Source organism: Rhizobacter terrae, assembly GCF_003852895.1.
Lineage (GTDB): Bacteria > Pseudomonadota > Gammaproteobacteria > Burkholderiales > Burkholderiaceae_C > Albitalea > Albitalea terrae.
On sequence record NZ_QUSW01000001.1, the window covers coordinates 804,345 to 831,329 of the forward strand.

The window sequence follows — 26,985 nt, forward strand, 5'->3', positions numbered from 1 at the left end:
AATTCACCTTTTCTGCGGAGATTGTAAGTAAATGTTGGTCAACAAAGCGATCTTTCCCGTGGCTGGTCTTGGCACGCGTTTTCTCCCGGCCACCAAGGCTCAGCCGAAGGAAATGCTGCCTGTTGTCGACAAGCCTCTGATCCAGTACGCCGTGGAGGAAGCTTACGCCGCCGGCGTGCGGGAAATGATCTTCGTCACGGGCCGCCACAAGCGACCGATCGAGGATCACTTTGACATGACTTTCGAGTTGGAGGTAGCCCTTGAACAAGCGGGCAAGGCCGAGCTCCTCGAAGTGGTGCGCAGTGTCAAGCCGGACGACATGGAATGCATCTATGTGCGCCAGGCCCAGGCCCTGGGCCTGGGCCACGCGGTGCTGTGCGCACAGCGTCTGGTAGGCAACAACCCGTTTGCGGTGCTGCTGGCTGATGACCTGATGGTGGGCGAGCCGCCGGTGCTCAAGCAGATGGTCGATCAATTCGCCGATTGGCGCGCATCCATCCTCGCTGTTCAGGAAGTGCCGGCCGAGCACACCCGGCGCTACGGCATCGTGGCGGGCACGCAGGTCAACGACAAGCTCATGGACGTGAGCCGCATTGTCGAAAAACCCGCACCGGAAGTGGCGCCTTCCCGACTGGGCGTGGCGGGCCGCTACATCCTCACGCCGGGCGTGTTCCATGAAATCGCCAACCAGCCGCGCGGCGTGGGCGGCGAGATCCAGCTCACCGACGGCATCGCCGGCCTGCTGCGCCGAGAGAAGGTCTTCGCCTACCGCTACGACGGCAAGCGCTACGACTGCGGCAGCAAGGAAGGCTTCCTGCAGGCCAATGTGGAACTGGCGATGCAGCACCCGCAGCTGGGTGCGGGCTTCAAGGAATACCTGAAGAGCCTGGAGATCTGAACCCGTGCGGCGCGCTCAGCGCCGCCGCAGGTAGTGCACGAACTCGTCGTTGGCGGAACTCTGCTCGACGAGTTCGTTGCCCGTCTGCCGCGCGAAGGCCTGGAAGTCGCGCACGGACCCGGGGTCGGTCGCCACCACCTTCAGCACCTCGCCGCTGGCCATCTCCGACAAGGCCTTCTTGGCCTTCAGGATGGGCAGCGGGCAGTTCAGGCCGCGGGTGTCGATTTCCTTGTTCGCTTCCATCGTGGGGTCCTCAGTTCGACTGCGGCCTGGGCGGCAGCTCGATGAAGTCGGGCTCGATGCCTCGTGAGCGCAGCCAGTCGGCCAGGCCGTAGCCGGTCCCGGCAGGCCAGCACTTGAGCTCCTCGGGCTCGTACAGCCGGTACTCGGCCAGCTCCGGCGACAGCTTGATCTCGCCACGAGACAGCGCGTGGTACACGATGATCACCTGGTTCATTCGCTGGAAGTCGTACACGCCGATGAGCTTGAGCGCATCGACGCTGAGCGAGGTCTCTTCGGCCACCTCGCGGCGGATGCCGTCTTCCGGCGTCTCGCCCGCTTCCATGAAGCCGGTGATGAGTCCGAAGAATTTGCCGGGCCATGCGGCGTTGCGTGCGAGCAGCACCTGGCCGTTGCGGTCCGCCAGTTCGATCACCGCGGCCAGCACGGGCGTCGGGTTGTTCCAGTGCGTCCAATTGCAGGCCGGGCAGCGCAGGCGGCTCTTGGGTCCGCCGTCTTCATCCTGCGTCACATAGCGAAGCTCGGTGGCGCACTGCGGGCAGAACTTGTAGGGGACGGGTGCGGTCATGCCGGAAACACCCCCGTGGAGAGATAGCGATCGCCGCGATCACACACCACGAACACGATGGTCGCGTTCTCCACCTTCTTGGCGATTTCCAGCGCCACCCAGCACGCACCCGCGGCCGAGATGCCGGCAAACAGGCCCTCTTCGCGAGCGAGCCGTCGCACCATGTTCTCCGCATCGCTTTGCGTCACGAGCACCTGCTCGTCGATCCACGTCGGATCGTAGATCTTGGGCATGTAGGCCTCGGGCCATTTGCGGATGCCCGGGATGCGCGAGCCTTCAGCCGGCTGCGCGCCGATCACGCGGATGTCCTGGCTCTTTTCCTTGAGGAAGCGCGAGGTGCCGGTGATGGTGCCCGTCGTGCCCATGGCACTCACGAAGTGCGTGATGCTGCCTTGCGTGTCGCGCCAGATCTCAGGCCCCGTGGTCTCGTAGTGGATGCGCGGGTTGTCGGCATTGGCGAACTGGTCGAGCACGCGGCCCTTGCCGTCGCGCTGCATCTGCTCGGCCAGGTCGCGTGCGTATTCCATGCCGCCCGAGCGCGGCGTGAGGATGAGCTCCGCACCGAAGGCCTTCATCGTCTGCGCACGCTCGACGCTCAGGTCCTCCGGCATGATGAGCAGCATGCGGTAGCCGCGGATGGCCGCGGCCATGGCCAACGCGATGCCGGTGTTGCCCGAGGTCGCCTCGATGAGCGTGTCGCCGGGCTTGATCTCGCCACGCTCCTCGGCGCGGCGGATCATGCTGATCGCGGGCCGGTCCTTCACCGAACCGGCGGGGTTGTTGCCTTCCAGCTTGCCGAGGATGACGTTGCCGCGCTGCTCGTTGTCGACGCCGGGAACGCGCACAAGGCGCACGAGCGGGGTATTGCCGATCACGTCCTCGACGGTCGGGTACTGGATGTTGCGTGAGCTCATGGCGTCCATTGTGACCCAGGCGAATGACCCACGCTCCCATGCCATAATCCGGCCCCTCAAGCGCGTACCCACGCCCATCCCATTGGCCGGAGTGGCGAAATCGGTAGACGCAGTGGATTCAAAATCCACCGGGCTAATACCCCGTGCCGGTTCGAGTCCGGCCTCCGGCACCAAAGAGCATTTGCTTGCCTGCTGCGGCAGCCGATCTGGGCGCTGCGGTGCTCGCCGTACGGGAGCACGGCTTGTGGCGCCTCGGCACTGAAACCTAGTACGCTTGCGTTTCCGTTTTGACGAGGACCTTTGAATGCCGCCGGTTCCAAAGATCACCAAGTGGTTCCTGATCGCACTGACGGCCGTCTTCTTTGTCGGCGACATCGGCCTCATGGCCACGGGAGTGGACATCCGCACCTGGCTGGCGCTGTATCCGCTGAGTTTCTCGTTCCAGCCCTGGCAGGTGTTCACCTATGTGCTGGTGCACGGCGACATCGTCCAGCTGCTGTTCAACCTGCTGGGCCTGTGGATCTTCGGCGCGCCGCTGGAGTACCTCTGGAACGAGAAGCGCTACCTGCAGTTCGTCACCGCCTGCGGGCTGACCGCCGCCATGATCGAACTGCTGCTGACCACGCTCACCGGCCGGCCGTCGATGATGGTCGGCGTCAACAGCATCATCTACGGCCTGCTGCTGGCGCAGGCCATGCTGTTTCCCAACAAGGTCATCACGCTGGTCATCCCGCCGGTGCAGATGACGATGAAGACCTACGTCATCGTCTTTGGCGTGCTGGAACTCTGGGTGGGCCTGCATGCGCAAGACCTCGTCGCCCACTTCGCCCACCTGGGCGGCATGCTGGGCGCCTTCCTGATGATCCGCTACTGGCGCGGCCAGCCGCCGTTCAAGGGCCGCCGGCGCTTCTGAGCACGGCGCGGCAACCGCCATGCCCCTGAGCTTCCGAGGGGCACGAAAAAGGATCATGCTGAAGACCTTCGCGTGGAGGTCGTCATGCGCTGGTGGTCCAGGTCGTCGCATTTGCTCGGGCTGCTGGGGCTGACCTTCGCCCTGGCTGCAGCGCCCGCCGCGGCGCAGGACCTCCGGCACGAGCACAGCCCCGAAATCGAAGCCAAGATCGCCGCACTCGAACGGGCGCATTCGGCAGTGGTGGGCGTGCGAAGCGTGGCGGTGGACCACGCACGCTCCAGCGACACACTGGGCCAGGTCCGCCAGGGCTCGGGCGTGGTGATCGGCAGCGACGGGCTCATCGTCACCATCGGCTACCTCATCCTCGAAGCAGATGACGTCGAGCTGCAGCTGGGCACCGGCCGGGTGGTGCCTGCGCGCATCGTGGCCTACGACCTGGCTTCCGGCTTCGGTCTGTTGCAGGCACTCACTCCGCTGAAGGTGCCGCCGGTGGCACTGGGCAACTCGACGGCGGTGAGCGACGACGACCCGCTGATGATCGCCAGCGGCGGCGACGCCGGCGACCTGAGCGTGGCGCACCTCGTCTCGCGGCGGGCGTTCTCCGGCTATTGGGAATACCACATCGACGGCGCCCTCTTCACCTCGCCGCCGCGCACCGACCACAGCGGCGCGGCGCTGTTCAACGCGAATGGCGAGCTGCTGGGCATCGGCTCGCTGATGGTGATGGACGCGCAAGGCCCCGACAAGCCGCGCCTGCCCGGCAACATGTTCGTGCCGGTGGACCTGCTCAAGGACATCCTGCCGGAACTGCGCAGCCGGAGCACGACGCGCAGCAGCACGCGGGCCTGGCTGGGGCTGAACTGCGTGGAGATCGACGGCATCGTGCGGGTGGTGCGCGTCACGCCTGACAGCCCGGCAGCCGATGCGGGGCTGCAACCGGGCGACATCATCGTGCGCATCGAGGACACCGAGGTGAACGGCCTGGAAGGCCTGTACAAGACACTGTGGCGCGACTCCGCGGAACGCGATGTGATGCTGGTGGTGTCTCGCGAAGGCGTGCACACCTCGGTCAAGGCGCACACCCGGGACCGCATGAAGACCTTGCGGCAGGCGCAAGGCGTGTGAGGCTCAGGCCCTGAGGCCTTCGTGCACGGTCGGGTAGCGCAGGCGCAGGCGCAGCTCGGTCTTCAATCGCCGGTTGGCCAGCCGCCGTGATTCGCTCATGAAGCTCATCAGCATCGGCGACAGTTGTTCGCGCGCTTCATCGCGGCTGATGCGCGGCGGGCGGGGCATGCCGCACAGGTCGGCGGCGAGGTCGAAGTAGTCGCCCATCTTCAGCTCGGTGTCGTCGCTCGCGTGCACCACGCGCTGCGGCAGGCCGCGCGCCAGAGCGGCCACGCAGGCACGCGCGAGGTCGTCGGCGTGGATGTGGTTGGTGTAGACGTCGTCCTCCGGCCGCAGCACCGCCGTGCCACGCGCGAGGCGTTCGCGCGGATGGCCGCCCTCGCGGTCCGAGGCGTAGATGCCGGGGATGCGCAGGATGCTCACGCGGGCGCCGTGGCTGCGTCCGTACCAGCGCAACCGCGACTCCGCATCGACGCGGCGTCGTGCGCGGTCGGTCGCGGGGTTCACGGCCCGCGTCTCGTCGAAGCGGGCACCTTGGCAATCGCCGTAGACGCCCGTCGTGCTGGCATAGACGATGCGCTGCACGCGGCCCTTGCGAGCCATGGCCTGCAGGAGGTTGCGCGTGCGTGTGTCCTCAGCCCCTTGCATTGGCGGCGGAGCGAGATGCAGCAGCGCATCCGCAAGGCCCGCCAGGCGCGCCAGCGTGCGAGGGTCGTCCAGGTTGCCGATGACAGGCACTGCACCGGCGCGGCGGATGTGCTCGGCACGCTCCACGCCCGTGGTGAGCGCGAGCAGGCGCCAGCGGCCATGCAGCAGCTTCACCACCCGCATCCCTACGTCGCCGCAGCCGACGATGAGCAAGGTGGGACGCTTGGCACGAGTGGGAATCGACACGGGAGCCATCAAGACCGTAGGCAGGGATGCGCCCGGGAAGCGGGGCAAAATCGAGGCTCAGTTTACGAGAGCCCGACCATGACCTTCACCGTGACCGTCCAGCCCAGCGGCCGCACCTTCACTGTCGAACGCGACGAAGCGATCCTGCAGGCGGCCATCCGGCAAGGCATCGGGCTGCCCTACGGCTGCAAGGATGGCGCCTGCGGTTCCTGCAAGAGCCGGCTGCTCGAAGGCCGCGTGATCCACGGGGCCCACCAGCACAAGGCGCTGAGCGTGGAGGAAGAGGAAGCCGGCTTCACCCTCACCTGCTGCGCCGCCGCTCAGACCGACGTGGTCATCGAGGCGCGCACCGTGGCCGGCGCCGGCGAGTTCCCGGTTCGCAAGATGCCCAGCCGCGTGAGCACCATCCGCAAGCCCGCGCCTGACGTGGCGGTGGTGATGATGCAGTTGCCTGCCAACGACCCGCTGCGCTACCACGCGGGGCAGTACATCGAGTTCATCCTGCGCGACGGCTCGCGCCGCAGCTACTCCATGGCCAGCGCGCCGCACACGCAAGGCGACAAGCCCATGATCGAGCTGCACATCCGCCACATGCCCGGCGGCAAGTTCACCGACCAGGTGTTCAGCACGATGAAGGAGAAGGACATCCTGCGCATGGAAGGCCCCTTCGGCAGCTTCTTCCTGCGCGAGGACAGCGACAAGCCCATGGTGCTGCTGGCCTCGGGCACGGGCTTCGCGCCCATCAAGGCCATCATCGAGGAGATGGAGTTCAAGGGCATCACGCGGCCAGCCGTGCTGTACTGGGGTTGCCGCTCGAAGGCCGACCTGTACCTGCACGACTGGGCGGTGGAGGCCACGTCCCGCCTGCCCAACCTCACTTATGTGCCGGTGCTGTCCGAACCCAAGCCTGAAGACCAGTGGATGGGTCGCACCGGCTTCGTCCACCGCGCGGTGATGCATGACCTGCCGGATCTCTCGGGCCATCAGGTCTACGCTTGCGGCGCGCCCGTCATGGTCGAGTCCGCGCAGGCAGACTTCGTGCAGACCTGCGGGCTGCCGGAAGACGAATTCCTCGCCGACTCCTTCACCTCGGAAGCCGACAAGCACGGCGGCTGACAACCACGAATCGCATGCAACGCAGAACCGCCCTTCGCGCGCTCGCCGGCGCCGCCACCATCACGGCCTGGCCCGCCTTCTCCCAGCAGCGGCCCATCCGATTCATCGTCCCCTACGCACCCGGCGGCCCGCTGGACACGGTGGCGCGCCTGCTGGCCGAGAAGGTCAAGGACTCCCTGGGCGTGGTGATCATCGAGAACAAGCCGGGCGCCGGCGGCAACCTGGGCGCCGACATGGCCGCCAAGAGCGCGCCGGACGGCCACACCATCGTGATGGGCGCGGTGGCCACGCATGCCATCAACCCGTGGCTGTTCAGCAAGCTGCCCTACGACCCGATCCGCGACTTCACGCCCATCACCGGCGTGGCGCAGGTGCCCAACGTGCTGGTGATGAACACCGAGACGGCCACACGCCTGAACATCGGCAAGGTGGCGGACCTCGTCGACTACGCGAAGAAGAACCCGGGCAAGCTGAACTACGGCTCGGGCGGCAACGGCAGCGCGGGGCACCTGGCCGGCGAGATGTTCAAGGCGCAGGCCGGCGTGTTCATGGTGCACATCCCCTACGCGGGCGGCAATCCGGCGCAGCTGGCCCTGCTGTCGGGCCAGGTGGACCTGACCTTCGACAACCTCGCCTCGGCCTCGGGCAACATCAAGGCGGGCAAGCTCAAGGCCCTGGCCGTGACCACCACGAAGCGCTCCAGCGCGATGCCTGAGGTACCCACGGTCGCCGAGACCGGCCGCACGCTGTCGGGCTTCAACGTGGACACCTGGTTCGGCATCTTCGGACCTGCCAGGCTGCCGGCGGATGTGACCCAGCGATTGAACAAGGCTTTCGTCGATGCGCTCAACCAGCCCGACGTGAAGGCCAGGCTCGCCGGCCTCTTCGCCGAGCCCATGCCCACCACGCCCGATCAGTTCGCTGTGTTCGTCAAGCGCGAACTGGCGAAGTACGAAGGCGTGGTGAAGGCCAGCGGCGCGAAGGTGGACTGAAGCTTCAGGCTCCCGAGGCGGCCTGCTCCTTGCGGCGGATGAACCCGGCGCGCTTGGCGTCCTCGGGGTAGAGGAAGTGCACCTCGCCCTTGCGCCAAACGCCCAGCCAGATCATGTTGCGCGTGAAGGCGTCGTGGTCGGTGGCGGAGAACGGCTTGTCGTGCGTGGTGACCACGCCCGAGTACGGGCGCTGCAAGGTTTCCAGCGCCTGCTTGAGCGCATCGCCGGAGGTGTCGCCCTTGGTCTGGAAGAGAGCGCGCAGCATCAGGTGCACGGCGTCGTAGCTTTGCGCCGCGGCCATCAGCGAGCCAATGGGTTCCTTGCCTGACTGGCGCTTCAAGCGTGCGATGAAGGACGAGCGCCGCTCGTTGGACAGATCCTGAATGATGGTCTGGACCATGATCGCGCCCTCGATGGCGCCGCTTGACTTCTCGGACACGGTGCGCAGCGAGAAGGGCCATGGGCCGTACAAGGGCACATTGAACTTCGCTTCCACTCGCGAGCTGGCCATCACCGCGGCCTCGGGGCCGACGGTATAGCCGATCACCGCCTCCGCCCCAGCGGCCTTGGCCTCCAGCATCTGCGCCGTGAGCGACTTCACGCCCAGGTCGAAGCGCGCGGTGTAGACGGGCTTGAGGTTCTTGGCCGCGAGGAAGTTCTCCACGTCCTTGAAGCCACCCTCGCCGTAGCCTGTCTTGTCGGCGAAGACCGCCACGCGGGTGAAGCCTCGCTTGACCACGTCATCGACAAGGTAGGCGGCCTGCAGCGTGTCGCGGGCGGACATGCGGAAGATGTAGCTCGATGCCGCAGGGTACTTCGCGGTCACCGCAGAGCCGGTGGACACCGGCACCATCAGCAGGTGCTTGTGGTCCTGGAAGACATCGAGCGACTTCAGCGCCACTCCGGTGTTGCAAAAGCCGACGGTGAAGTCGACTTTCTCCTTGAGCACCAGGTCCTCGGCGATCTTGCGGCCTTCGTCGGGCGCGGACTTGTCATCGCGTTCGACAAGTTCGACCGGGCGACCCAGGAAGCCCCCCACCTCGTTGATCTCCTTGACCGCCAGCTCGGCCCCCATGCGGGCGCTGTTGCCGAAATCCTGCGAGCCGCCCGTGAAGGGGCAGATGAAGCCCACCCTCACCGGCTTCACGCCGCTCGTCTGCGCGTGAGTGCCCAGCGCGGCCATCGCCAGCATCGCGGCGACGGCCGCTTTCGTGAAGACCTGTCCCATCTCGTCTCCTTAGTTGCCCATCGGTGAGCGTAACGATAGGTTCGATGTGCGAGATGCGCAAAAGGACCGATCCCTGCGTAAGACTACGCGGTGGGCGTGCAGATGTCTCGGTCCTTGCTTCCTTTTCGCCTCTTGTCCGGTTTTGCAAAGGCGTGGGTGGGCTGGCTGGGGCGCGCCCCAGCCGCCCACCCACGCCTTTGCTGTTGGGGCTTCGGGTTTTCTCGTCGAGCACACCCATCGGTTGTTGAGCGGCAGGCGGCATGGGCCAGGGGCTGCGTCTGTGGCGGCGAGCAGCGCAGCACCGAGGGGTGGCGTGCGCAGCACGCTTCGTCCTCATACTTGCCTCGGCTGTTTGACCGCAGCGCACCGCAGGGGCGCGTAGGGAGTTCCGAGGCACACCCCTCGGTGCGAGCAGCACAGCGCAGTCGGCCGCAGGCCGACCGCCACAGCCGCAGCCCCTGGCCCATGCCGCCTGCCGCGGCCCCACCCAATCTCCGAGAAAACAAAAAAGCCCGCCGCTCGAGCGACGGGCTTTCCCTTGAGAAAGGTCCGAAAAGGAGACCGATCAGAAGTTGTGGCGGATACCGAAGGCCACCGAGCGGTAGTCGCCACCGTAGATGTTGGCGGCGCCGTCGTCGAACTTCGTGTAGTAGCCGTACACCTTGGTGCGCTTGCTCAGGTTGTAGTTGACCGCAGCGGTGAGCTGGTTGGCATCGCTGTCAGCCACCGAGCCCGTCTTGCCGGCGTGGCCGTAGTTCAGGTGGAACTCGGTCAGGCCCAGGGTGTACATGCCCGACAGGCGGATGTTGGTGCGGTTGCCGGCGGCAAACACGTCCTTGTCGCGCTGGACATAGCCGCCGAAGGTGAAGGCGCCCATTTCGTACAGGCCGCGCACGGCGAACTGGTGCACGTTGTCGTTCTTGGCATAGCCGCCACCCACGTGCAGCGGGCCGCCGTCCCAGTTCACGGCCAAGTCGTAGGTCGGCTTCACGCCGGCAGCGCCTTCGCTCAGCGTGCGGGCGAAGTCCACGGTCGCGCCGCTGAACGTGGGCGAGTGGTAGGCCACCTTGTTCGTGTTGTTCGACACGTAGGCGTACAGGCGGTCGGCCGAGCTGCCGGTGTCATGGTTGTGCATGCTGACGTAGTCGGCGGTGGCGTAGTACGCCTCGCTGACCATGTTGCCCAGGCGGATGGTGCCCAGGCTGCTCAGCGTCAGGTTCACTTCAGAACGGCGGCCCCAGAACACGGCGTTGGCCGTGCCGGTGTCGGGCGAGAAGCCGTGCTCGATCTGGAAGCCGGCCTTGATGCCGCCGCCGATGTCTTCCGTGCCCTTGAAGCCGATGCGCGAGCTGTTGTTGTTCTCGACCCAGGTGGACGAGCCGGTGCCGACCTTCTGGTTCTCGACGGTTTCGTTCAGGCGACCGTAGATGGTCACGCTGGACTGGGCGAAAGCCGGAGCGGCAGCAGCCGCGGCGAGGACCAGCGCGAGCGGCGCGAAGGAATGACTCTTCATGGTGGTGTAAACCTTGTTGTTGAATAAGCGGCGCAATGCTAGTGGCGTCCCGGCGCTGCGCAATGTTGCCAAAGCCGCAATGGTCCATTCACGCCAGTCATGTTGCGTGCGCCAAGTCCTTGTTTCTCCAAGGAAACCCCAATGAAAAAGCCCGGCGGAGGTGCGCCGGGCTTTACTTCTTGAAAAGGCTTTGGCGCAACGTTTTGTGCGCAATCCGCCCGATTTCTACTCACCGAGGTAGGCCGCCCTCACCTTCGGATCATTCAGCAGCGTCTTCCCGTCGCCGGTCATGGTGATTTCGCCTGAATCCATCACGTAACCGCGCGTGGCCAGCTGCAGGGCCCGGCTGGCGTTCTGCTCCACCAGCATCACCGTCACGCCGCGGCCGTGGATGTCGTTCACCACCTCGAAGATCTTGTCGACCATGATGGGCGACAGGCCCATGGACGGCTCATCCAGCAGCAGCACCTTGGGACGCGTCATAAGCGCACGGCCCATCGCCAGCATCTGCTGCTCGCCGCCGGACATGGTGCCCGCCAGCTGGTTGCGCCGCTCCTTCAGCCGCGGAAAGATCGCGAACACCTTCTCGATGTCGTCATCGATCTCCTTGTCGTTGCGGATGAACGCGCCCATCTGCAGGTTCTCGGTGATGGTCATGCGCGTGAAGGTGCCGCGGCCCTCGGGCACCATCACCAGGCCTTGCTTGACCAAGTCCCAGGCGCCTTGCCCCTTGATGGACTTGCCGAGGAACTCGATGTCGCCCGCCGCCACCGGCTGCAGGCCCGTCACCGCCTTGAGCGTGGTGGACTTGCCCGCGCCGTTCGCGCCGATCAGGCTCACCAGTTCGCCTTCATGCACCTCGAACGAGGCGCCCTTGACCGCCTGGATGCCGCCGTACGCCACCTTCAGGCCGGTGACCTTGAGCAATGTGTTTGCCATGTTGTGATTCCGATCGTCGTTGCTCAAGACTCAATGCGCCGCATGCCCAGCGCCGAGGTAGGCCTCGATGACCTTCTCGTTGCTCTGCACCTCGGCCGGCGTGCCTTCGGCGATCTGCTTGCCGTAGTCCAGCACGGTCACGCGGTCGCACAGGCCCATCACCAGCTTCACGTCATGCTCGATGAGCAGGATGGTGCGCCCGTCGTTGCGGATGCGGTCGATGAGCTCGCGCAGCGTGACCTTCTCGGTGGCATTCATGCCGGCCGCGGGCTCGTCCAGCGCGATGAGCTTGGGGTCGGTGGCCAGCGCCCGGGCGATCTCCAGGCGGCGCTGGTCGCCGTAGCTCAGCGTGCGCGCCTTGAACTCGGCGTACTTGCCGATGCCCACGTAGTCCAGCAGTTCCTGCGCGCGCTGGGCGATCTCGGCCTCTTCCTTCTTGAAGGACGCCGTGCGGAACACCGCGCCGATCAGGCCTGAGTGCGTGCGCACGTGGCGGCCCACCATCACGTTCTCCAGCGCCGTCATGTCGGCGAAGAGGCGGATGTTCTGGAACGTGCGTGCGATGCCGGCCTTGGCCACCTTGTGCACGGCGCTGGGCTTGTAGGGCTCGCCACCCAGCTCGAACGTGCCGGAGTCCGGCGTGTACAGGCCGGTGAGCACGTTGAAGAAGGTGGTCTTGCCTGCGCCGTTGGGCCCAATGAGTCCGTAGACCTGGCCCGCGTTGATGGTGATGCCCACATCCGACAGGGCTTGCAGGCCGCCGAAGCGCTTGGCCACGCCACCGACCTTGAGAACCGTTTGAGTCATTGCCCGTGTCTCCCTTATTTGGCCGGCGTCGGGGCCGCCTTGCCGTGTTCCTTGGCGGGCCACAGGCCGCGCGGGTTCCACAGCATGATCATGATCATTGCCAGCGCGATCAGCAGCTGGCGCAGGATGGATGCGTCCAGCCGGCCATCGGTGAGGTTCTGCAGCGGGCTCGCGACGTAGCGCAGCACCTCGGGCAGCAGCGCCAGCAGCAGCGCGCCGACGATCACGCCCGGCAGGTGGCCGATGCCGCCCAGCACCACCATCGCCACGATGATGATGGACTCGTTGAGGATGAACGCCTCGGGCGAAATGAAGTTCTGGAAGGTCGCGAACATCGTGCCCGACACGCCGCCGAAGGTGGCGCCCATGCCGAAGGCCAGCAGCTTCATGTTGCGGGTGTTGATGCCCATGGCCTTGGCCGCGATCTCGTCTTCGCGGATGGCCATCCACGCACGGCCGATGCGGCTGCGCTCCAGCCGGAAGCAGATCAGCACGCTCACCAGCGCCAGTGCGACAAGCAGGTAGTAGAAGTTGGTGACGCCCGGCACCTCCATGCCGAGAATGGTGTGCGTCTTGCTGAAGTCGAAGCCGAACAGCATTGGCGGGTCGATGGGACCGATGCCGCGCGGGCCGTTGGTGATGTTCACCGGCGCGTTCAGGTTCAGCAGGAACACGCGGATGATCTCCCCGAAGCCCAGCGTCACGATGGCCAGGTAGTCGCCGCGCAGCTTGAGCGTGGGCGCGCCCAGCAGCATGCCCGCGAGGCCCGCCACCGCGGCCGCCATCGGAATCACGAGCCAGATGCTGAAGTGCATGCCGTTCGGGAAATGGGCGGCCAGCCCCGGGAAGGTGTCCAGGAGCTGCGGGCTGGCCAGGAGGCCGAACAGGTACGCGCCGAGGGCGTAGAAGGCGACGTAGCCCAGGTCGAGCAGGCCGGCATAGCCAACCACGATGTTCAGGCCGAGCGCGAGCAGCACGTACAGCAAGGCGTTGTCGATGATGCGCACCGGGCCGCTTCCCCACTGCTGCGCGAGCAGCGGCAAGGCGAGCAGCGCGATGCCGCCGATGATGTACTTCACGGTGTTGTTCTGGGTCATGGTGTCGGTCTCCTCAGGCGCGGTCAGCCACGCGTTCGCCGAGCAGGCCCGACGGCCGCAGCGTGAGCACGAGGATCAGCACGATGAAGGCGAAGATGTCCTTGTAGTGGCTGCCGAGGATGCCGCCGGTGAACTCGCCGATGTAGCCCGAGCCCAGCGCCTCGATCAGGCCCAGCAGCACGCCGCCCACCATGGCGCCGGCGAGGTTGCCGATGCCGCCGAACACGGCCGCAGTGAAGGCCTTCAGGCCGGGCAGGAAGCCCATGTCGTGCTGCACGGTGCCGTAGTTGGCGGCGTACATCACGCCGGCCAACGCAGCCAGCGCGGCACCGATGATGAAGGTCGCGGAGATCACGAAGTCGGGCTTCACGCCCATGAGGCTGGCCACCCGCGGGTTCTCGGCGGTGGCCCGCATCGCGCGGCCCAGCTTGGTCTTGTTGACGAGGTACATCAGGCCCGCCAGCGTGGCGGCCGTGACACCCAGGATGAGGATCTGGATGGTGTTGATCACCGCCCCTCCGATCTCGATCGGCTCGGAGGGCAGCAAGATGGGATAGGGCTTGGGGTTGGGCTTCCAGATCATCATCGCGACGGTCTGGATCAAGAGGCTCACGCCCATCGCCGTGATCAGCGGCGCCAGCCGAGGCGCATTGCGCAGTGGCCGGTACGCGATCTTCTCGATCGTGAAGTTGAGGATGGTGCACACCACGATGGCAGCGACCAGCGAGACCAGCATCAGGGCCCAGCCGGGCATGGTGCCTTGCAGGGCCGTCACCACCGTCCAGCTGGTGAGTGCGCCCACCATCAGCACGTCGCCATGGGCGAAGTTGATGAGGTTGATGATGCCGTAGACCATCGTGTAGCCCAGTGCCACCAGCGCGTACACGCTGCCGAGCACCAGACCATTGATGATCTGTTGGATGAAGATGTCCATTCGCGAGGTCTCCTCGGGGTTGTCTGACTTCACTGGGCGACGCACATCCTCGTCGACCCGTCGCGGGATTTCTATTAGCAAAAAGCCCGCCGTGGCTGTTTGCTTGGGCGGGCTCGGCAACGTCGGTAAACGTCAGCTGGCGGCGAAATTCTAGGTTCCGCACCCTCCCAAGGGCATGCGGAGTTTTCTCTAACAAACCGGCGAATCTCACCAAACACGGGGATCACGAGCCTTTTTCCTTCGCCGATTCATTCAGTCGACGCAACTCATTGAGCTTGTCGGCGATCTTGATCTCCAGCCCACGAGGCACGGGTTCGTAGAAGACCTGGCCTTCCATGTCGTCGGGCCAGTAGCGCTCGCCGGCGGCAAAGCCGCCTTCTTCATCATGGGCGTAGCGATAACCCTTGCCGTAGTCGAGCGACTTCATCAGCTTTGTCGGTGCATTGCGCAATCGCAGCGGCACCGGTCGGGTGCCGTCTTGCGCGATGAACGCCCGTGCGGCCTTGTAGGCCACGTAGACCGCATTCGACTTGGGCGCGATGGCCAGGTAGACCACCGCCTGAGCCAGGGCCAGTTCGCCTTCGGGCGAGCCCAGGCGCTCGTAGGTTTCGGCCGCGTCCAGCGTCAGCCGCAGGGCGCGCGGGTCGGCCAGGCCGATGTCCTCGCTGGCCATGCGCACCATGCGGCGCGCGGCATAGCGCGGGTCCACGCCGCCGTCGAGCATGCGCACGAACCAGTACAGCGCGGCATCGGGGTCGGACCCGCGCACGGCCTTGTGCAGGGCAGAGATGGTGTCGTAGAACTGCTCGCCGCCCTTGTCGTAGCGGCGCAGCTGTTCGCCCAGGGACTTCTCCAGCAAGGCTTCGTCGATCTCGTTGGGCTGACCACCACCCGACGTGAGGTTGGCAACGAGGTTCTCGTAGGCGTTGAGCAGGCGGCGCGCATCGCCATCTGCATAGCCGATCAGTCGCGTCGACGCCGCCGGAGTCATGGGCGGCGCCTGCAACGTGGCCTGCGCCCGCTGCAGCAGCGCGGCCTGGTCGTCGTCGCCCAGGCTGCGCAGCACATGCACCGTGGCGCGCGACAGCAAGGCCGAGTTCACCTCGAAGGACGGGTTCTCAGTGGTCGCGCCGATGAAGGTGAACAAGCCGGACTCGACGTGCGGCAGGAAGGCATCCTGCTGCGCCTTGTTGAAGCGGTGCACTTCATCGACGAACACGACCGTGCGGCGGCCGCTGGCGCGCACGGTCTGCGCCCGCTCGACCGCATCGCGGATGTCCTTCACGCCGCCCAGCACGGCGGAGATGGGGATGAACTGCGCATCGAAGGCATCGGCCATCAGGCGCGCCAGCGTGGTCTTGCCCACGCCGGGCGGGCCCCACAGGATCATCGAATGCAGCCGGCCCGATTCGAAGGCCACGCGCAGCGGCTTGCCCGGCCCCAGCAGATGCTGCTGGCCGATGACCTCGTCGATGGTGCGTGGCCGCAGGCGCTCGGCGAGCGGCGCATGTCCGGGCTCTTGCAGGGAAGACAACAGGTCGCCGTTCATCGAGGGATTGTGCCGTGCTCGGCCGCCTTCAACCTCACGCCCGCGCACAGGCCGACACCGTCGGGTCCCGGGGAGAGATCGAGCCGGCCATGCAGCAGTTCCGCGTAGCGCGAGACGATTGCCAGACCGAGCCCCGCGCCCTCGCCCAACTTGATGCCGGCCGCGCCCTGCGCCCAGCGCTTGAGCAGCAGGTCGCGCAGCTGCATGTCCATGCCAGGGCCGTTGTCCGTCACCGACATCACCACTTCGCTGCCGTCCACGCGCAGTTCGACCGTGACGCGCGGCGTCTGTCCGCTGGCCGGCCGCCCGTAGCGCAGTGCGTTGTCGATGAGGTTGCCCAGCAGCCCTTCCAGCAGCTCGCGATTGGCGACGGCGCACACCGGCTGGTCCAGGCCCAGCGCACCCAGGTCCACGCCCATGGCATCGGCACGCGTCAGGTAGCCCAGCACGCAGTGGTGGACGATCTCGTCGACCATCATCGGCTGCAGCACGACGCTGTCGCTGGCTTCGTCGGCCAGTGCGAGGGCGAGCAACTGGTCCACGAGCCGGCTGGCGCGGTCCTGGCTCGCGGCGACGCTCTTGAGCTGGGCATGCCAGACCTCGGGGTCCTTGCGTGCCAGGCCGTACTCCACCAGCGCACGGATGCCCGCCAGCGGCGTGCGCAGCTCGTGGGCCACGTTGCCCGCGAACTCGCGCTGGGCGCGCAGGCCGCGGTGGATGCGCTCCATCAGTGCATTCACTGTCTGCGTCAGTTGCTCCACGTCACGCGAGGCGGCAGTCACCTGCACGGGCGCCAGGTCGTTCGAGTCGCGCTGGGACAAGGCCCGCTGCAGGCGGCCCAGCGGCTCCAGCTCGCGCCCGATGGACCGCCGCAGCCACGCGCCGATCAGCAGCAGCAGCACGGCTTGCGGCCCCAGCGAATAGGCCAGCAGGCGACGCAGCAGCTTGCCCCGACCCACCGTGGTCTGCGCCACCACCACGTGGAAGGGGCGCGGCTCGTCGCGGCGAACGGTGGCCATCCGCCATGAATGGCCTTCCCGGATCGTGTCGCGCACATCCACCAGCGGGCTCGTCGGCGTCAGGTCGGTGCGCAGCCCCGGCGTGCCGGCGACGAAGGTGCCGTCCGCGCGAAGCAGCGCATAGACCAGCTTGTCGCTGCGGTCAAAGAGGATGCCGCTGATGGCAGGCGCCGACAGGCTCAGCGCCACCTCGCCGTCGTGATCCACCACGTTGGCGGCAATGGCATAGGCGTCGTCGATCAGTGTCTGGTCGAAAGCCTCGCGGGTGAAGAGGAAGGCCACCATCGACGCCACCAGGGTGCCGACCAGCCAGATCAATGCCAGCGGCACCAGCACGCGCCAGAGCATGCGCGTGCGCAGCGACCCCTTGCGCTCGCCCATCGGATCGAGCGCGCGCTCTGTCATGCAGCGGGTGGCGATGCCGTGGCGGCGGCGGTGGTGGAGGCAGCGTCGGACAGGCGCTGCTCCGGCTCCACCACATAGCCCAGTCCGCGCAGCGTGCGGATGGTGGCGCCCGTGCCCGCGAGCTTCTTGCGCAGTCGGGAGATGAAGGCCTCCAGCGCGTTGTCGCCCAGGGCGTCGTCGAAGCTGGACAGCTTGCCCGACAGCACCCGCTTGCTCACCACATGGCCGGGCGGGGTCATCAGCTCGCGCAGCACCTCGAACTCGCGTGCGGGCAGCTCGAAGGGCACCGTGCCCTGCGCGCCATTGGTGAAGAAGCGCCCGGCCTTGCGGTCGAGCACCAGGCTGCCGACCTCGCAGCGGTCGTCGATGCCATGCGCCCGGCGTGCCATGGCGCGCAGCCGCGCTTCCACCTCGCCCAGGTCGAAGGGCTTGCCGAGGTAGTCGTCGGCGCCGGCGTCCAGGCCGGCGATGCGCTCGTCCGTGCGGTTGCGCGCCGTGAGGATGAGCACCGGCGTGCGGTCGCCGCGCGAGCGCGCCTCGCGCAAGGAGGTGAGGCCGCTGTCGTCGGGCAGGTTCAGGTCCAGCAGCACGGCGTCGAACTTCTGCACCCGCCACAGGTGGCTGGCTTCGGCCGAGGTGGTGGCCACGTCGATGCGGTGGCCGGCGTCATTGAGGCTGCGCAGCATCACGTCGCGCAGCACGGCATCGTCTTCGACCAGCAGGATTCTCATGGCGACTCGTCTTGGCTGTGGTTCACTGTTCGATGAGGTCCGCGCCCTTGGGCACGGTGAATTTGAAGTGCTCAGGCGGCATGGTCGCGTTGGCTGCCAGCTGCGTGAACGTCAGCAGCGACTTCTGCCCGAAGTTGTCGACGATTTCCAGCGCCGACAGATCCTTGCCCTTGAAGCCGATGCGCACCGACTGGAAGGTGCCTTCCTTGGCCTTGGGCAGGGCCTGCGCCCAGTCCACGCCCTGCTGCGAGGGCAAGGCGCTCAGGGTGAAGTCCTTCTCCAGGGATCCACCGGCGAGCAGCGCCGCGGGCGTGGCGCCCAGCGCCTGCGAGAACTTGCGGGAGCTGACCTGGTTGAGGTCGGCGTCGTAGATCCAGACCTTCTGGCCGTCGGACACGATGAGCTGCTCGAAGGGCTTGGCGTACTCGAAGCGGAATTGGTTGGGGCGCGCGAAGTCGAAGGTGCCGCTGGACGATTTTTTCTTCTTGCCGTCGGGTGAGGTCACGACCTGCGTGAACGAGGCATGGCCCGTCTTCACGGTGGCCACGAAATCCTTGAGGGTGTCGACGGCGTCCGCATGGGCGGCCGCGGCGGCAAAGGCAAGGACAGCGGCGGCGAAAAGCTTGTTGTTCATCATTCGGGTCGTGCGGGGACGATGATGTCCCGGTTGCCGTTGGTGGACATGGCCGATACGAGGCCGGATTTCTCCATTTGTTCCAGCAAACGGGCTGCCCGGTTGTAGCCGATGCGCAAATGCCGCTGCACCAGCGAAATGGATGCACGGCGATGCTGCAGGACCACGCCAACGGCCTGGTCGTACATCGGGTCGTTCTCGCCGCCGCCACCGCCGGGCATGTCGGCGGTGGACACGTCGCCATCGCCGTCCAGCGTGCCGCCTTCAAGGATGCCCTCGATGTAGTTGGGCTCGCCGCCCTGCTCCTTGAGGTAGCTGACGACGCGATGCACTTCGTCATCGCTCACGAAGGCGCCGTGCACACGAACCGGCAGTCCGCCGCCGGGCGTGAGGTAGAGCATGTCGCCCTGGCCCAGCAGCGCCTCGGCCCCCATCTGGTCGAGGATGGTGCGGCTGTCGATCTTGCTGCTGACCTGGAAGCTCAGGCGGGTGGGAATGTTGGCCTTGATGAGGCCGGTGATCACGTCCACACTCGGCCGCTGCGTGGCGAGGATGAGGTGGATGCCCGCGGCGCGCGCCTTCTGCGCCAGGCGGGCGATCAGCTCCTCGATCTTCTTGCCCACCACCATCATCAGGTCGGCGAGTTCGTCGATCACCACCACGATGTAGGGCAGGCGCTCGAGCGGTTCGGGCTGCTCGGGCGTGAGGCTGAAGGGGTTGGGAATGGACTGGCCCTTCTCGGTGGCTTCTGCAATCTTCTTGTTATATCCCGACAGGTTGCGCACGCCCATCTTGCTCATGAGCTTGTAGCGCCGTTCCATCTCGCCCACGCACCAGTTGAGCGCGTTGCCGGCCTGCTTCATGTCCGTCACGACGGGCGCCAGCAGGTGCGGGATGCCTTCGTACACGCTCATTTCCAGCATCTTCGGGTCGATGAGGATGAGCCGGACGTCGCGCGCCTCGGCCTTGTAGAGCACCGACAGGATCATCGCGTTGATGCCCACCGACTTGCCCGAGCCGGTGGTGCCGGCGACCAGGCAGTGCGGCATCTTCGCAAGGTCGGCCACCACGGGCGCACCGACGATGTCCTTTCCCAGGCCCATGGTGAGCTGCGACGCGGCGTCGTTGTAGACCTGAGAGCCGAGGATCTCGGACAGGCGGATCATCTGGCGCCGCGCGTTGGGCAGCTCCAGCGCCATGGTGGTCTTGCCAGGGATGGTCTCCACCACGCGGATGCTCACGAGGCTCAGGCTGCGGGCCAGGTCTTTCGCGAGGTTGAGGATCTGCGAGCCCTTCACGCCGGTGGCAGGTTCGATCTCATAGCGCGTGATCACCGGGCCCGGAGAGGCGGCAACGACGCGCACCTCGACGCCGAAGTCCTTGAGCTTCTTCTCGATCAGGCGCGACGTCATCTCCAGCGTCTCGGGCGTCACGGAGGCTTCGACGCGCGACGGCGCCGCATCGAGCAGATCGACCTGGGGCAGCTTCGTATCGGCCAGTTCGGTGAACAGCGGCTTTTGCCGTTCCTTCACCACCCGCTCGCTCTTGGGCACCTCCATGACCGGCGGCTCGATCACGATGGGCACGTGCTCTTCATGCAGCTGGTGCTCCACCTCCACGACCTGCTCGCGCTCCTTCTGCGCCTGCTCGCCGATGCGGATGTCCTCGGCGCGCTCGATGCGTTCGACGCGCCGCTCCTTCACCGAATCGAACCAGGTGCCGATGTTCTCGGCCGTGTGCAGCCAGGAGAAGCGGAAGGCCATCGCGAGACCCGCGACCAGTGCGGCGATCCACAGCACGCCCGACCCCACGAAGCCGATGAGCTTCTGGCTGGCTTGGCCCAGCAGCGATCCGAGCACGCCGCCCGATGCGCCGCCCGGGAGGTGCGAATCCCACTGGTACATGCGAGTCCATTCCAGCGAGGTGCTCGCTGCAAGTAGAACGGCCAGGCCCGCCCAGAACATCCAGCGCGGCTTGTTCGAGACGGCACCGTCGCCGCCGCGCAGCACGCGGGCGAGGCCGCCCAGCCATTCGCGCAGTCCGACCAGCATCAGCCACCAGCAGGAATAGCCGAACAGGAAGAAAGCGAGGTCAGAGAAATACGCACCCAGTGCGCCGGCCTTGTTGAGCGGCACGGGGGAACTGCCCGAGGTGGAGAAGGCCGCGTCGGCCGCGTTGTGCGTGGCCAGCGCCAGCAATGCCAGCAGCCAGGCGACGCCGCCCACCAGCAGCATCAGCTGCGCGCGCCAGCCGGCGGGATGGTGTTCGACGGGAGAAGAAGCCGCGGCGTTCTTGCCGCGCGTGTAGGTGCCGCCGTGCGAGGCGGCGCCCGAAGAAGAAGCAGACACCTGAGAAACCCCGGCGTCGGACCGGAGCGAACCGAGCGGAAACGTCATGCGCGGATTGTGGCCGATGGCGACCTGTGCGCGGCGACGGAAAAGCTCAGGCTCAGGTCAGGCGTTCCTTGATGATCACCGAGCCATTTTCCTGGGTCTCGACGATGCCGCGCTCTTCCAGGTCCTTCATCACGCGGCTGACCATTTCGCGCGATGCGCCCACCACCTTGGCAAGGTCTTGGCGTGACACCTTGTTGCGAATGATCTTGATGCCGTTGTCGTCCTCGGCCATGTCCAGCAGCGTGCGGGCCACGCGGCCGTAGACGTCCAGCAGGGCCAAGGATTCGATCTGCCGGTCGGCGTTGCGCAGGCGCTGCACCAGGCCGCGCAGGATGGCGTACGAGAGGCTGGAATTCTCCGGCAGGCAGCGTGCGAATTCCGCGCGCCCCAGGATGAGCATGTCCGTCTGGACCTCGGCGCGCACCGTGGCCGAGTGCGGCTCGTTGTCGATGAGGCTCATTTCGCCCACGTAGTCGCCTGGCTGCAACACTGCGAGGATGACTTCCCGGCCGCGGGAGTCCGCCGTCAGCACGCGGGCCCGGCCCGTGAGCAGGATGAACAGCGCATTCGATTTGCGCCCGTGCTCCACGATGATCTCGCCCCGACGGAAGCGGCGCTTCACCACGCTGTCCGCGATCCCCTGCGCCTGGTCGTTGGTGAGCATGGAAAAGAGAGGCACACGGCGGATCAGGTCGAGATTCGAAAGCATTGCCATACGGGAAGCTCCAGACAGTTGTTATCGCTATTGTTAGGGCGAGACCGTGAAGATGTCACGCTGCCTACAATTTGGCTATTGTCACCATTGCGGCCGTTGACGCCAGCGCGAGAGAACCCCATGTCAGACTTGCGCCCTCGCCAGACGTCCCATCCCCTGAAATCTCCCTGTCCATGAGCACCGTCCAACACGCCCGCGTCCTCATCCTCGGCTCCGGCCCCGCCGGCTACACCGCCGCCATCTACGCCGCGCGCGCCAACCTGAAACCCATGCTCGTCACCGGCATCGCCCAGGGCGGCCAGCTGATGACCACGACCGACGTGGACAACTGGCCCGCCGACGTGGACGGCGTCATGGGCCCGGACCTCATGGCCCGCTTCCAGAAGCACGCCGAGCGCTTCAACACGCAGATCGTCTTCGACCACATCAACACCGTCGACTTCAGCAAGCGGCCGTTCACGCTCAAGGGCGACTCCGGCACCTACACCTGCGACGCGCTGGTCATCGCCACCGGCGCTTCGGCCAAGTACATCGGCCTGCCCTCCGAAGAGGCCTTCATGGGCCGGGGCGTGAGCGGCTGCGCCACCTGCGATGGCTTCTTCTACCGCGGCCAGGATGTGTGCGTGGTCGGCGGCGGCAACACCGCCGTCGAGGAGGCGCTGTACCTGTCGAACATCGCCAGCAAGGTGCACCTCATCCACCGCCGCGACAAGTTCCGCGCCGAGCCCATCCTGGTGGACAAGCTGATGGAGAAGGTCGCCGCCGGCAAGATGCAGCTGCACTTGTGGAACACGCTGGACGAAGTGCTGGGCGACCAGTCAGGCGTGACAGGTGTGCGGATCAAGAACACGCAGGACGGCTCGACCAGCGACCTGACGCTCAAGGGCTGCTTCATCGCCATCGGCCACCAGCCCAACACCGACATCTTCAAGGGCCAGCTGGAGATGAAGGACGGTTACATCGTGACCAAGAGCGGGCTGGAAGGCTTCGCCACGATGACCAGCGTGCCGGGCGTCTTCGCCGCGGGCGACGTGCAAGACCATGTCTATCGCCAGGCCATCACCAGCGCCGGCACGGGCTGCATGGCAGCCCTGGACGCTCAGCGCTTCCTGGAGCAGTAAATCCGGCCATTCCGGGCGATTTGGCGTCGTCCGGAATTCTGGCTATAATCGTCGTCTTTGCCGGAAGCGGCCGGCGTTGTTTCGTAGTTCCTTACCCAACTTACCTAACAGCGTCCCCGTCTACAGGCTCCAGGGTGACTATTCAAGACCGGCCCAGCCAGTCCTGCTCTTTTCACCGCGATACGCAACGAGATTCACACGGAGAAGCGTCATGGCACGCGTCTGTCAAGTCACGGGCAAGCGCCCGATGGTGGGGAACAACGTCTCCCACGCCAACAACAAAACCAAGCGTCGCTTCCTGCCGAACCTGCAGTACCGCCGCTTCTGGCTCGAGACCGAGAACCGTTGGGTGCGCCTGCGCATCACCAACGCCGCACTGCGACTCATCGACAAGGTCGGCATCGACCAGGTCGTCGCAGACCTCCGCGCCAAGGGCGAACTCTGATATCCAGGAGCTGAATCATGGCAAAAGGTGGACGCGAAAAGATCAAGCTGGAGTCCAGCGCCGGCACCGGTCACTTCTACACGACCGACAAGAACAAGAAGACCACGCCCGAGAAGATCGAAATCATGAAGTTCGATCCCAAGGCTCGCAAGCACGTGATGTACAAAGAAACCAAGCTGAAGTAATAGCAGCTGTTTCGCAAAGAACCCGCCCGACGCAAGTCCGGCGGGTTTTTTGTTGGCTGTCTGAGTCGAATCGATGCTGAACGGAGTTCAGCCGGCCAACTGATCCAGCGCCGCCATGCCCCGATCCCACGAATCGGCCATGCTGGCGAAGGTCGCGGAGGCATCGAGGGGGCGCTTGGCATTCACCGCCCGGGCCGCCTTGAGGATAAGCGCCTTGTTGTCGTTGGCGATCTGGCGCCAAGCCTCGATGGCCGGTGCGAAGGCCGAGGCATCCAGCCATTCCAGGTGCTGAGCCGACAGCTCCGCTGCCGCACCGAGCTGCCGGATGCCTGCAAACGCCCACTTGTGATACGTCGCGAGGCCGGCGGCCTGCAGGCCGGGAAGGTCACGCTCGAAGCGTTGCGCGAAGCGGGCGACCGGGTTCGTGGCAGGCCGGCGGGACAGGTGCTTGCGAAGCAGTCCCCTGGCTTCTCGCCACAACACCGTCTCGCCCCGATCCACCGCCCGATCCATGCGAACCAGCTCCGCGAACAGCGGCAGGAACTCCGCATCGTCTCCCGCCACATCCAGCCGGAAGGTCTTGATGAAGTCCTCGCCTTCCAGCGTGAAGTAGCCCGCGTTGTGGAAGTAGCCCAGCCGCTGCGCATCGACATCGATGTCGTTGAGCACGATGGTCGTCTTGGTGTGCTGGTGCCGATAGTCCGTGCCGGCGGTGTCGGGCAGCCAGAAGGCATCGGCCTCGGTCGAGATCCATTTGCCCTTGCCGAGCTGCTCCACCGCATGGTCGATCAGCGGCCGCCACACCGTCAGCTCCTGCACGTCCACGCCATACAGGTCGCGCAGTTCATCGTGCGAAGGCTTGAAGAAGGTCCACTGGTCGTCCTCGAAGTCGACGGCCAGCGTGAAGCCCAGGCAGGCACGCGGCTCCAGCTTCAGAGCGTGCAGCAGCTCGATCCACAGGTCGACGTAGCAGTTCTTCTCGACCCAGATGCAGTCCTCGGCATGCAGCGCGTGCCGCTGGTACGACGCCGCATCCAGGCCCTGGATGACCGAGACACGGCTCATGGCCACAGCAGCGCGCGAACCGGCGCCGGCCAGGCAGCCACATCGAAGCCGTGGTGCTTGATGAGCGCCAAGGTCACCCGCTCCAGCCCGAAGCCCAGGCAGGCCGTGCTCGCGGTGTTGCCCGTTGCATCCTTGATGCCGAAGGTGCCGCTGAAGTGGTCCTGGTGCCAGTTGAAGGAGCAGATGGCTGTGGGCTTCTCCTCGGAGATCACCGGTACGAGGATCTCGAACTTCAGCCGCTGGTCGCGCTGGCTGGCCGCCATCATCTTGCCGGCACGGCCGAAGAAGGGGTCGGTGGCCACGTCGCTGACCACCGGGAGCTGCAGCGACTTCAGCAGCGCCAGACCCCGGTCCAGCCACGCATTGCGCCAGTCCACCACCTGCTCGTTGGTGCCCACGCGAATGAACTCGCGCATGCGGAAGGCCTGCAGGCGGGTGGGTTCATCCGAGGGCTCGTGCCGGTACACCCAGCCCGTCACCGTCACCAGTCGGCCCTTGCCCGGCAGCAGTCCGCTGAACATCGGGTAGACGGGGTAGCACGCCGCCGGCGTGAGCATGGATTCGGTGGGCGCGAGCATGTCTTCCCAGCGTTCGCCGCCGTTGACCTTGCCCGACAGCGCAAGCGCCTCGCGGTCGTTGCCGAAGAAGCTGCTGATGGAGCCGCTCAGGTGCGGGAAGTTGTCCATGTAGCCCACCCGCTCGATGAGCGCGCGCGGCACGATGGGCGGGAACTGGAACAGCTCCGCGCCGTCGTCCTGGGCGGTGCGTGACACCAGCGCGTTGAAGCGATCGACGATGTCCTCGAACTTGCCCGTGCGGCCCCAGCCGCCCTTCACTTCCGTGGGCACGATGAAGCCTTGACGGACCAGGTCGTCATGGAATCCCTGGATGTCGTAGACCGTGGGCATGAGAGCTTCCTTGTCGTTCTTGTCTCTTGAGAAGGATCAGGCGTCCTTGAGCACCAGCAGCATGGACGCGCTCTTGGCCATGAGCCGCTCGTTGGAGATCATGAGCGAGGCCGACAATGCGTCACGGTAGTGGCGGCCCACGCTGAACGGCGAGTCGTTCTTGTAGCCCATCACGCCGATGATCTGCAGCGCCATGTGCACCAGGCGCGGCGCCGCCTCGGAGGCGGACACCTTGAGGTTGATCAACTTGAGCGCCCAGGCCATCGAAAGCAGCTCCTGCATGCCCTCGGGGCGCACGGCGGTCTGGTCGAATTCCGCTGCCGCTTGAGCCCAGGCGGCGCGCATGACCTGCAACTGCGCCGTGGCCTCCGCCAATTGATGCGCCGCGGGCGGCACGGTGCCCGGGTTCTTGCGCGCCTGGCCACGCACGAAGGCGCCGGCGCGCGAGACCGCATCGGCCGCAATGCCCCACCACAGCGAGGACCACAGGATGTGCGAGTACGGCACCATGGTCTGCGCCGAGGACTCGGCGAACTCGCCAGGCAGGATCTGCTCGACGCCGGCATTCGCCTCCAGCCTGCCGCCCGGGCTGCAGGTGCCGCGCATGCCCAGCGTGTCCCAGTTGGAGGTCGGCGTGAGGGTGTAGTCGCCGGCCTGCAGCAGCACCAGCACCTGGTCGCTGTTGGAGGCATCCGGCGCGCGGCGTGCGGTCACCAGCAGCGAATCGGCATGGGCACCGTAGGACACGGTGGTTGCATCCTTGCGCAGCGTGAAGCGATCACCCTGCACTTCCACCGCGCAGATGCTGGAACGCGTGTCGCCGAAGGTGCCGACCTCGGAGGTCACCGAGGCGATCAGCAACTGCTTGTCCGAGATGGCCTGCATGTAGCCGCGGAAGAAGGCCGAGCCCATGCCGTGGCGCGCGAGGCAGGCGACTTCGATGTAGTGCATGGCCAGCACCATGCCGCTGGCGCTGCACGCCTGCGAGAGCGTGGAGCACAACAGGGCCAGCTCCATCATCGAGCAGCCGGATCCGCCCAACTCACGCGGGACCGGTGCGGACAGCACGCGCGCCGCGCGCAAGGCGTCGAAGGTCTCTGAAGGAAAACGCGCGCTGGCGTCCACGTCGGCCGCGTGCACGGCAGCCACTTCGGTGGCGATGCCTCGGACGGCCACCAGCAGGGTCTCGAAAGTGGCGGTGGTGCTCATGTTGTAGGTCTCCCGCTGTTTTTCACCGGACCATCGGCCAGGGGTGCGTCCACGAAGGCGCTGCAAGAATAGGAACTGGCCGGCGGCTGGCACCCGGCATGCGCAGATTGGAACGGAATTCCAGGCGCATTCGTCCCCCTCACTCGCGGTGTGCGCCGCGACTTGCATGACGTATTCCGCACTCGTCCAAGGCGCATCCATCGATGGCTGACATGACCATCGTGTTCCTGAATGGGCACGCCATGTCGCCCAAACACTTCCGGCCCTTCGTGCAGGCCGTGCGGCCGAGTGCGGCCTGCCACTTCCTGCGGGGCATTCGAGGCCATTGGCGGCAGCTGGGCTGCCCGGCGGGTCCCGCAATCTGTGGCGCAGGCTCATCGCCAATCATGATCCGCGAGAGCAATTGTTCACATCCACCCCCAAAC

Annotated in this window: 27 protein-coding genes and 1 tRNA gene; 9 read left to right on the forward strand and 19 right to left on the reverse strand. The window is 66.1% G+C overall.

Annotated features, from left to right (window positions below; all coding sequences use genetic code 11):
• Positions 1 to 31: 31 nt before the first annotated feature.
• Positions 32 to 898: a UTP--glucose-1-phosphate uridylyltransferase GalU gene (gene galU / locus DZC73_RS03675; RefSeq protein ID WP_124538825.1), complete on the forward strand. Its 867-nt coding sequence runs from the start codon at positions 32 to 34 to the stop codon at positions 896 to 898.
• 15 nt (positions 899 to 913) lie between these two features.
• On the opposite strand, the gene DZC73_RS03680 is transcribed toward galU, so the two are convergent.
• From DZC73_RS03680 to cysM, 3 genes are read right to left on the reverse strand one after another with little or no spacing between them, the layout of a single operon-like run.
• Complete coding sequence (locus tag DZC73_RS03680; protein ID WP_124538826.1) at positions 914 to 1,141, reverse strand: sulfurtransferase TusA family protein; 228 nt, start codon at positions 1,139 to 1,141, stop codon at positions 914 to 916.
• Between the two features lie 10 nt (positions 1,142 to 1,151).
• Positions 1,152 to 1,706, reverse strand: coding sequence for an NUDIX hydrolase (locus DZC73_RS03685; protein ID WP_124538827.1), 555 nt, complete (start codon positions 1,704 to 1,706; stop codon positions 1,152 to 1,154).
• Positions 1,703 to 2,620: a cysteine synthase CysM gene (gene cysM, locus DZC73_RS03690; RefSeq protein WP_161974438.1), complete on the reverse strand. Its 918-nt coding sequence runs from the start codon at positions 2,618 to 2,620 to the stop codon at positions 1,703 to 1,705. Before cysM ends, DZC73_RS03685 begins: the two co-directional genes overlap by 4 nt.
• 85 nt (positions 2,621 to 2,705) lie before the next feature.
• On the opposite strand from cysM, the gene DZC73_RS03695 reads away from it, so the two are divergent.
• From DZC73_RS03695 to DZC73_RS03705, 3 genes are all read left to right on the forward strand, one after another.
• A tRNA-Leu gene (locus DZC73_RS03695) sits at positions 2,706 to 2,793 on the forward strand.
• A 131-nt stretch (positions 2,794 to 2,924) separates the two neighbouring features.
• Complete coding sequence (locus DZC73_RS03700) at positions 2,925 to 3,533, forward strand: rhomboid family intramembrane serine protease (RefSeq protein ID WP_124538829.1); 609 nt, start codon at positions 2,925 to 2,927, stop codon at positions 3,531 to 3,533.
• 84 nt (positions 3,534 to 3,617) lie between these two features.
• On the forward strand, positions 3,618 to 4,658 hold the full coding sequence (locus DZC73_RS03705) for a S1C family serine protease (protein WP_124538830.1): 1,041 nt from the start codon (positions 3,618 to 3,620) through the stop codon (positions 4,656 to 4,658).
• Positions 4,659 to 4,661: 3 nt separating this feature from the next.
• Here DZC73_RS03705 and DZC73_RS03710 read toward each other — a convergent pair whose 3' ends face one another.
• A complete protein-coding gene (locus DZC73_RS03710; RefSeq protein ID WP_124538831.1) occupies positions 4,662 to 5,561 on the reverse strand; it encodes an SDR family oxidoreductase in 900 nt (299 codons plus the stop codon).
• Positions 5,562 to 5,630: 69 nt separating this feature from the next.
• Between DZC73_RS03710 and DZC73_RS03715 the strand changes: the two genes are divergently transcribed.
• Both DZC73_RS03715 and DZC73_RS03720 read left to right on the forward strand, forming a co-directional pair.
• Positions 5,631 to 6,668, forward strand: a complete 1,038-nt coding sequence (locus tag DZC73_RS03715; protein ID WP_124538832.1) for a CDP-6-deoxy-delta-3,4-glucoseen reductase — start codon at positions 5,631 to 5,633, stop codon at positions 6,666 to 6,668.
• A 14-nt stretch (positions 6,669 to 6,682) separates the two neighbouring features.
• Positions 6,683 to 7,660 (forward strand): Bug family tripartite tricarboxylate transporter substrate binding protein, encoded by a 978-nt coding sequence (locus DZC73_RS03720; protein ID WP_124538833.1) that lies wholly within the window; start codon positions 6,683 to 6,685, stop codon positions 7,658 to 7,660.
• 4 nt (positions 7,661 to 7,664) lie between these two features.
• Here DZC73_RS03720 and DZC73_RS03725 read toward each other — a convergent pair whose 3' ends face one another.
• The 12 genes from DZC73_RS03725 to DZC73_RS03780 all read right to left on the reverse strand — a co-directional run bounded on the left by DZC73_RS03725 (position 7,665) and on the right by DZC73_RS03780 (position 21,627).
• Positions 7,665 to 8,888 (reverse strand): ABC transporter substrate-binding protein, encoded by a 1,224-nt coding sequence (locus DZC73_RS03725; RefSeq protein WP_124538834.1) that lies wholly within the window; start codon positions 8,886 to 8,888, stop codon positions 7,665 to 7,667.
• 565 nt (positions 8,889 to 9,453) lie between these two features.
• Positions 9,454 to 10,401 carry a porin gene (locus DZC73_RS03730; RefSeq protein WP_124538835.1) on the reverse strand — a complete coding sequence of 316 codons (948 nt, stop codon included), beginning with the start codon at positions 10,399 to 10,401 and terminating at the stop codon, positions 9,454 to 9,456.
• Positions 10,402 to 10,626: 225 nt separating this feature from the next.
• Positions 10,627 to 11,340, reverse strand: coding sequence for an ABC transporter ATP-binding protein (locus tag DZC73_RS03735; RefSeq protein WP_198414770.1), 714 nt, complete (start codon positions 11,338 to 11,340; stop codon positions 10,627 to 10,629).
• A 30-nt stretch (positions 11,341 to 11,370) separates the two neighbouring features.
• Positions 11,371 to 12,147 (reverse strand): ABC transporter ATP-binding protein, encoded by a 777-nt coding sequence (locus tag DZC73_RS03740; protein WP_124538836.1) that lies wholly within the window; start codon positions 12,145 to 12,147, stop codon positions 11,371 to 11,373.
• 14 nt (positions 12,148 to 12,161) lie between these two features.
• Positions 12,162 to 13,244, reverse strand: coding sequence for a branched-chain amino acid ABC transporter permease (locus DZC73_RS03745; protein WP_124538837.1), 1,083 nt, complete (start codon positions 13,242 to 13,244; stop codon positions 12,162 to 12,164).
• 13 nt (positions 13,245 to 13,257) lie between these two features.
• A complete protein-coding gene (locus tag DZC73_RS03750) occupies positions 13,258 to 14,178 on the reverse strand; it encodes a branched-chain amino acid ABC transporter permease (protein ID WP_124538838.1) in 921 nt (306 codons plus the stop codon).
• Positions 14,179 to 14,401: 223 nt separating this feature from the next.
• Positions 14,402 to 15,727, reverse strand: a complete 1,326-nt coding sequence (locus tag DZC73_RS03755; RefSeq protein ID WP_124538839.1) for a replication-associated recombination protein A — start codon at positions 15,725 to 15,727, stop codon at positions 14,402 to 14,404.
• The gene (locus DZC73_RS03760; protein WP_198414771.1) at positions 15,724 to 17,151 is read right to left on the reverse strand and encodes a sensor histidine kinase; all 1,428 of its coding nucleotides are present in this window, start codon (positions 17,149 to 17,151) and stop codon (positions 15,724 to 15,726) included. Before DZC73_RS03760 ends, DZC73_RS03755 begins: the two co-directional genes overlap by 4 nt.
• Positions 17,148 to 17,882, reverse strand: coding sequence for a response regulator transcription factor (locus DZC73_RS03765; protein ID WP_124538840.1), 735 nt, complete (start codon positions 17,880 to 17,882; stop codon positions 17,148 to 17,150). The genes DZC73_RS03760 and DZC73_RS03765 overlap by 4 nt, the downstream gene beginning before the upstream one ends.
• A 22-nt stretch (positions 17,883 to 17,904) precedes the next feature.
• A complete protein-coding gene (lolA, locus tag DZC73_RS03770) occupies positions 17,905 to 18,516 on the reverse strand; it encodes an outer membrane lipoprotein chaperone LolA (RefSeq protein WP_328589472.1) in 612 nt (203 codons plus the stop codon).
• On the reverse strand, positions 18,516 to 20,912 hold the full coding sequence (locus tag DZC73_RS03775) for a DNA translocase FtsK (RefSeq protein WP_124538842.1): 2,397 nt from the start codon (positions 20,910 to 20,912) through the stop codon (positions 18,516 to 18,518). The genes lolA and DZC73_RS03775 overlap by 1 nt, the downstream gene beginning before the upstream one ends.
• A 52-nt stretch (positions 20,913 to 20,964) precedes the next feature.
• Complete coding sequence (locus DZC73_RS03780) at positions 20,965 to 21,627, reverse strand: Crp/Fnr family transcriptional regulator (protein WP_124538843.1); 663 nt, start codon at positions 21,625 to 21,627, stop codon at positions 20,965 to 20,967.
• Positions 21,628 to 21,800: 173 nt separating this feature from the next.
• Here DZC73_RS03780 and trxB point away from each other — a divergent pair, with 173 nt between their 5' ends.
• From trxB to rpmG, 3 genes are all read left to right on the forward strand, one after another.
• On the forward strand, positions 21,801 to 22,748 hold the full coding sequence (gene trxB / locus DZC73_RS03785; protein ID WP_198414772.1) for a thioredoxin-disulfide reductase: 948 nt from the start codon (positions 21,801 to 21,803) through the stop codon (positions 22,746 to 22,748).
• A 211-nt stretch (positions 22,749 to 22,959) separates the two neighbouring features.
• A complete protein-coding gene (gene rpmB / locus DZC73_RS03790; RefSeq protein WP_124538844.1) occupies positions 22,960 to 23,193 on the forward strand; it encodes a 50S ribosomal protein L28 in 234 nt (77 codons plus the stop codon).
• 17 nt (positions 23,194 to 23,210) lie between these two features.
• A complete protein-coding gene (gene rpmG, locus DZC73_RS03795; RefSeq protein WP_047498832.1) occupies positions 23,211 to 23,378 on the forward strand; it encodes a 50S ribosomal protein L33 in 168 nt (55 codons plus the stop codon).
• An 87-nt stretch (positions 23,379 to 23,465) separates the two neighbouring features.
• On the opposite strand, the gene DZC73_RS03800 is transcribed toward rpmG, so the two are convergent.
• From DZC73_RS03800 to DZC73_RS03810, 3 genes are read right to left on the reverse strand one after another with little or no spacing between them, the layout of a single operon-like run.
• Positions 23,466 to 24,443 (reverse strand): DUF1839 family protein, encoded by a 978-nt coding sequence (locus DZC73_RS03800; RefSeq protein WP_124538845.1) that lies wholly within the window; start codon positions 24,441 to 24,443, stop codon positions 23,466 to 23,468.
• Positions 24,440 to 25,351, reverse strand: a complete 912-nt coding sequence (locus tag DZC73_RS03805) for an amino acid--[acyl-carrier-protein] ligase (protein WP_124538846.1) — start codon at positions 25,349 to 25,351, stop codon at positions 24,440 to 24,442. Before DZC73_RS03805 ends, DZC73_RS03800 begins: the two co-directional genes overlap by 4 nt.
• 36 nt (positions 25,352 to 25,387) lie before the next feature.
• The gene (locus DZC73_RS03810; protein WP_124538847.1) at positions 25,388 to 26,560 is read right to left on the reverse strand and encodes an acyl-CoA dehydrogenase family protein; all 1,173 of its coding nucleotides are present in this window, start codon (positions 26,558 to 26,560) and stop codon (positions 25,388 to 25,390) included.
• Positions 26,561 to 26,985 lie beyond the last annotated feature (425 nt).

Excerpts from the sequence above, each read along its gene's own strand:
- rpmG (WP_047498832.1), top strand. The coding sequence starts at position 23,211 with ATGGCAAAAGGTGGACGCGAAAAGATCAAGCTGGAGTCCAGCGCCGGC.
- DZC73_RS03775 (WP_124538842.1), bottom strand. The coding sequence starts at position 20,912 with ATGACGTTTCCGCTCGGTTCGCTCCGGTCCGACGCCGGGGTTTCTCAG.
- DZC73_RS03700 (WP_124538829.1), top strand. The coding sequence starts at position 2,925 with ATGCCGCCGGTTCCAAAGATCACCAAGTGGTTCCTGATCGCACTGACG.
- trxB (WP_198414772.1), top strand. The coding sequence starts at position 21,801 with ATGAGCACCGTCCAACACGCCCGCGTCCTCATCCTCGGCTCCGGCCCC.
- DZC73_RS03755 (WP_124538839.1), bottom strand. The coding sequence starts at position 15,727 with ATGAACGGCGACCTGTTGTCTTCCCTGCAAGAGCCCGGACATGCGCCG.
- DZC73_RS03765 (WP_124538840.1), bottom strand. The coding sequence starts at position 17,882 with ATGAGAATCCTGCTGGTCGAAGACGATGCCGTGCTGCGCGACGTGATG.
- DZC73_RS03780 (WP_124538843.1), bottom strand. The coding sequence starts at position 21,627 with ATGGCAATGCTTTCGAATCTCGACCTGATCCGCCGTGTGCCTCTCTTT.
- DZC73_RS03750 (WP_124538838.1), bottom strand. The coding sequence starts at position 14,178 with ATGGACATCTTCATCCAACAGATCATCAATGGTCTGGTGCTCGGCAGC.
- DZC73_RS03715 (WP_124538832.1), top strand. The coding sequence starts at position 5,631 with ATGACCTTCACCGTGACCGTCCAGCCCAGCGGCCGCACCTTCACTGTC.
- DZC73_RS03705 (WP_124538830.1), top strand. The coding sequence starts at position 3,618 with ATGCGCTGGTGGTCCAGGTCGTCGCATTTGCTCGGGCTGCTGGGGCTG.
- DZC73_RS03685 (WP_124538827.1), bottom strand. The coding sequence starts at position 1,706 with ATGACCGCACCCGTCCCCTACAAGTTCTGCCCGCAGTGCGCCACCGAG.
- DZC73_RS03735 (WP_198414770.1), bottom strand. The coding sequence starts at position 11,340 with ATGGCAAACACATTGCTCAAGGTCACCGGCCTGAAGGTGGCGTACGGC.
- DZC73_RS03800 (WP_124538845.1), bottom strand. The coding sequence starts at position 24,443 with ATGAGCCGTGTCTCGGTCATCCAGGGCCTGGATGCGGCGTCGTACCAG.
- lolA (WP_328589472.1), bottom strand. The coding sequence starts at position 18,516 with ATGAACAACAAGCTTTTCGCCGCCGCTGTCCTTGCCTTTGCCGCCGCG.
- DZC73_RS03720 (WP_124538833.1), top strand. The coding sequence starts at position 6,683 with ATGCAACGCAGAACCGCCCTTCGCGCGCTCGCCGGCGCCGCCACCATC.
- galU (WP_124538825.1), top strand. The coding sequence starts at position 32 with ATGTTGGTCAACAAAGCGATCTTTCCCGTGGCTGGTCTTGGCACGCGT.
- DZC73_RS03805 (WP_124538846.1), bottom strand. The coding sequence starts at position 25,351 with ATGCCCACGGTCTACGACATCCAGGGATTCCATGACGACCTGGTCCGT.
- DZC73_RS03680 (WP_124538826.1), bottom strand. The coding sequence starts at position 1,141 with ATGGAAGCGAACAAGGAAATCGACACCCGCGGCCTGAACTGCCCGCTG.
- DZC73_RS03710 (WP_124538831.1), bottom strand. The coding sequence starts at position 5,561 with ATGGCTCCCGTGTCGATTCCCACTCGTGCCAAGCGTCCCACCTTGCTC.
- DZC73_RS03760 (WP_198414771.1), bottom strand. The coding sequence starts at position 17,151 with ATGACAGAGCGCGCGCTCGATCCGATGGGCGAGCGCAAGGGGTCGCTG.
- DZC73_RS03740 (WP_124538836.1), bottom strand. The coding sequence starts at position 12,147 with ATGACTCAAACGGTTCTCAAGGTCGGTGGCGTGGCCAAGCGCTTCGGC.
- DZC73_RS03730 (WP_124538835.1), bottom strand. The coding sequence starts at position 10,401 with ATGAAGAGTCATTCCTTCGCGCCGCTCGCGCTGGTCCTCGCCGCGGCT.
- rpmB (WP_124538844.1), top strand. The coding sequence starts at position 22,960 with ATGGCACGCGTCTGTCAAGTCACGGGCAAGCGCCCGATGGTGGGGAAC.
- cysM (WP_161974438.1), bottom strand. The coding sequence starts at position 2,620 with ATGAGCTCACGCAACATCCAGTACCCGACCGTCGAGGACGTGATCGGC.
- DZC73_RS03810 (WP_124538847.1), bottom strand. The coding sequence starts at position 26,560 with ATGAGCACCACCGCCACTTTCGAGACCCTGCTGGTGGCCGTCCGAGGC.
- DZC73_RS03745 (WP_124538837.1), bottom strand. The coding sequence starts at position 13,244 with ATGACCCAGAACAACACCGTGAAGTACATCATCGGCGGCATCGCGCTG.
- DZC73_RS03725 (WP_124538834.1), bottom strand. The coding sequence starts at position 8,888 with ATGGGACAGGTCTTCACGAAAGCGGCCGTCGCCGCGATGCTGGCGATG.